General features: G+C 34.8%; 5 protein-coding genes and 1 other RNA gene. All 6 read right to left on the bottom strand.

All coding sequences use genetic code 11. The annotated features are described in order from the left end of the window. Window positions 1-1,067 (bottom strand): DNA polymerase III subunit gamma/tau (gene dnaX / locus M901_RS17395; protein ID WP_021276894.1); only part of this gene is annotated, 1,067 nt, incomplete at its 3' end. 83 nt (window positions 1,068-1,150) lie between these two features. Continuing rightward, window positions 1,151-1,244: signal recognition particle sRNA small type (ffs, locus tag M901_RS16955), an RNA gene on the bottom strand. Between the two features lie 48 nt (window positions 1,245-1,292). Further along, the gene (locus tag M901_RS03935) at window positions 1,293-2,321 is read right to left on the bottom strand and encodes a hypothetical protein (protein WP_021276893.1); all 1,029 of its coding nucleotides are present in this window, start codon (window positions 2,319-2,321) and stop codon (window positions 1,293-1,295) included. Window positions 2,322-2,329: 8 nt separating this feature from the next. Then, entirely contained in the window at window positions 2,330-2,578 is a 249-nt protein-coding gene (locus M901_RS03940) for a hypothetical protein (RefSeq protein ID WP_034720162.1), read from the bottom strand. A gap of 65 nt (window positions 2,579-2,643) precedes the next feature. Continuing rightward, entirely contained in the window at window positions 2,644-3,129 is a 486-nt protein-coding gene (locus M901_RS03945; protein WP_034720163.1) for a nucleoside deaminase, read from the bottom strand. A 3-nt stretch (window positions 3,130-3,132) separates the two neighbouring features. Continuing rightward, the coding region (locus M901_RS03950; RefSeq protein WP_021276890.1) for a PilZ domain-containing protein at window positions 3,133-3,686 on the bottom strand (554 nt) is incomplete at its 5' end.

Genomic DNA, 3,686 nt, shown 5'->3' on the forward strand with positions numbered 1-3,686 from the left:
GCAACTTTTCTTAAGACAACTTCAGATGCATCTTCTGGAGAAACTGACTCCATCGACCATACAAAGTCTTGAGCGAGAACTTCATAGATCCAATATAGCTCGGCCCTAGAAACATTATTAAATACTTCTTCGCTAATTCTATCTTGAACTCTAGAATAGTCTTTGAAATCTTTAGAACTAATAATTCCAAAAACACTCTCCAAAGTAGACTTTACAATATTCTTAAGAGACACATTTTCAGAAATCATTTTTCTGTAAGTCGTAGAGATAAGTTGGACATCACCAAGAATCACCCCTTCGATAATATTTTTGATCGCACTAATTTTTGCAACACCTAGAGAACGAGAAAAGACTTCTTCGTCAATTTTCCTTTCAGTAGAAAAACTGAGAACTTGGTCCAGCAAAGACAGAGTATCTCTAAAAGAACCATTCCCAAGCTTTGCAAGCTCTTTGATCAATGCTTCATTCTCAAAAGAAATACTTTCTTTTTCAGCAATTTTCTTAATATGCTCAACAAGGTCTTGAACACTCGCATGCCTGAAGTCAAACCTCTGACAACGAGATAAAACTGTTCCAAGAAGTTTTTCAGGCTCGGTAGTCGCCATAATAAAAATAGCATGCTCAGGTGGCTCCTCAAGTGTCTTGAGAAGAGCATTAAAAGCAGGAGTCGAGAGCATATGAACTTCATCAATAATATAAACTTTATATTTTCCTGTTGAAGGAAGATATTGAATATTACTAATAAGATCTCTGATATCATCGACACCATTATTAGAGGCCCCATCGATTTCAATGATATTCATCGATGAGTTTGTATTAAAATCTTCGCAAGAGCGACATGCTCCACAAGCATTACCGTCCTCTAAGCGAGACTCACATCTCAATGCCTTAGCAAAAATTCTAGCAATAGAAGTCTTTCCAATTCCTCGAGTTCCCGAAAAAATATACGCGTGACCGACTCGATCTTCTTTTAAAGAGTTTTGAATTGAAGTAACAATGTGACCTTGACCGACAACATCTTCAAATTTTTGAGGACGCCAGCGACGTGCTAGAACCTGGTATGACATGGAGCTCCCATACTTTATATGTCTTTATTTAAACAGCTCTTATCAATTTAAAGGATTCTAATGAGGTAGGCAAATATAAAAGGGGCAGCCGAACATAAACACAATGCAGCAAAAGCTACCGTTGCTTCGTTCCCGACCTGGCGGAGTTCACCCTGCGAACACTTGCTCAGCCCGACTACCTTGTGCATATTAAACAAATGGGTGAGGATGTGTCAATTGATTCAGCTAAAGTTGAATAATTATCGAATTATCAACTACTTTCACGTTATCCACATTAATGAATTTCTTCACAATTTTTAACGCAAAACTACGGGCAGAAAACTTTCCGACCTTGGCCTTATTTACATCTATTACAATCTGCTTCTTTTTTGGATCATGCTTTACTTTTCCAGTCACATCAAGAGAGACGTAGAATACGAATTTTACCTTTCCTGTGATTTTGAAGTTTCCAGTATTAACGGCCAATTTAAAGTTTTTGATATCCTTAACTTGTCCCTTTTGTGTTCCATTATCCATTCGGTCCAATTTAAATGTCATACTTCTCATACATCCATTTAAAATTGCATTTGGATTATTAATGTCTACAACAATCGGATCTTTATCACACTCCAAAGACATTGCCGCAACATAAGTTACAGAACCCTTATTTTTAAAACTCGCATAATCAGAATGAAGCTTCATCTTATCTTCGTCGAAAATAACGGAAGCCTTATTAATGTGCATATTTAAACTTGGGATTTGATAACTAAGCTTTTCTCCAATTATTTTCGATCTTTTTAAACAACCATATACAAGGTTTTCAACATCAATGATCTTTAACTCAGGATCTTTATAACAATTTAGTTCTCCACGGCTAATACCGAAGTGATTATTTAAGTAATTACCTTTAATGTTCTTAACCTCAATAAAGAGATCGTCCTCTTCTATTGATAACTCATTGGTTTGAATATCAAGATTATAAAGTTTTTTCTCCGACAAATCCGAAAGCCTAATCTTACTAATCTTACTCTCATCATATGGCTTTATCGTTGTATTCTGAATACAAGCTTCATCAATTGCAGTGGTAAACTCAGAAACACGACACTGCATATTTATATTATTCACTTCAAAATTTATTGGCCCAAGATGAACTGCAAGATCATCGCCTTTCACATCGATAACTTCATGAGACATCTCTACTTCTGCCTTAGAAGCATTGAGCTTATCAATTCCATAAAGGGGATTGTTATCCTCTAAAGGAGTCGAAAATTTCATCCCATCTTTTATGAAGTAAATCTATCAGATTCAAGAATTGCATCAGCAACAAATAACTCATCATTCTGAGTTTGAATTTCAAACTCATTTCCCATCATATTGACATAAATATGTTTTGCTAGAATTTCACCAGATAAAGGTGTCTTTAATTCATTCTTAGTCATATTCAATGAATCCACTAAGAAATACATATAATCATTAGACTTCGCCATTGTCTGATATAACAGAACGGCGGTCACTAATATTAACTTTTTCATCGTCTTCCCCTAAGTCTACTATGGGACAGGATAAAGTTAATCTTGTAAAGAAAGTGTTAGATTTTTTAAGGCTTGGAAGTGACTTTGTAACCTTTTCTTCTTTGTTTGAAGAAATTTGACAAAATCTGTGAACACTTAAAGTGTTCAACCCCACCGATAACTTTGAAAGAATGATTAAATCTTTCGTCTAAATGAAAATTATAACCCAGAGATACCGATCCACCTTTAGAATCATATGCTCCAAATATAACCTTATCAACACGAGCTTGAAGTAGAGCAAATAAACACATAGGACAAGGCTCTAAAGTAATATAAGCTGTATGTCCTAAAAGTCTCCAGTCTTTATTGACTTCACTTGCTTCTTTAATGGCCAAGACTTCAGCATGTGCTGTTGTATCTTTTACTGATTCTTTTAAATTATGAGTTTGTGAAACGATATTATCGTCTTGATCGACAATAACACAACCAATAGGAACTTCTCCTTTTTTAAAAGCTTTTTCAGCTTCTTCAAGAGCAATATTCATATACCAATTGTGATTTTTTAGACTCATGTTCTAACCGTGTTTAAACTTACTAAGCTTCTTGTGCTTACGTTCAAACTGCCAGAACTTTTGGAATTTGACAAAATCTTTCTCTTCTTCATCTGAATTGAAATGAAATTTCAAACCATATGTATATGGTCTTCCGATTGAGTGTTGCCTCTTAGACATAACTTCAACTCTAAATTCTTTGTCTAACTCATTATATTCAGGTTTGAGAATGATTTTATCTCCGACTTTTAATTTACCAAAGTATGAAAGACCAGCACTCCCTCTTCGTATATCGATAAGGCGTCCTTCTTTCTCTTCATCATCATTAACTTTTACTGATGTAATGATGTCATTACGATATCTAAAATCGTATTCCCACCAACTCACATTAGGATAGAAGATTGGCGAATATAAGAAGTACATTGCTAAGGCAATCATTACGATCGATAAAAAGTAAAAATAAAAAAGGGAGACATCTCCATATCTTTGAAGAGAGGTAAACATATCAGTGACGATTGCAAAGATTGATATCCCGGCCATAGTCCAAAAAGAATAATAGAGAAATTTTAATGTACCGT

Source organism: Bacteriovorax sp. DB6_IX (genome assembly GCF_000447775.1).
Lineage (GTDB): Bacteria > Bdellovibrionota > Bacteriovoracia > Bacteriovoracales > Bacteriovoracaceae > Halobacteriovorax_A.

Coding starts and splice junctions, on each gene's coding strand:
- M901_RS03935 (WP_021276893.1), bottom strand. CDS start 2,321: ATGAAATTTTCGACTCCTTTAGAGGATAACAATCCCCTTTATGGAATT.
- M901_RS03940 (WP_034720162.1), bottom strand. CDS start 2,578: ATGAAAAAGTTAATATTAGTGACCGCCGTTCTGTTATATCAGACAATG.
- M901_RS03945 (WP_034720163.1), bottom strand. CDS start 3,129: ATGAGTCTAAAAAATCACAATTGGTATATGAATATTGCTCTTGAAGAA.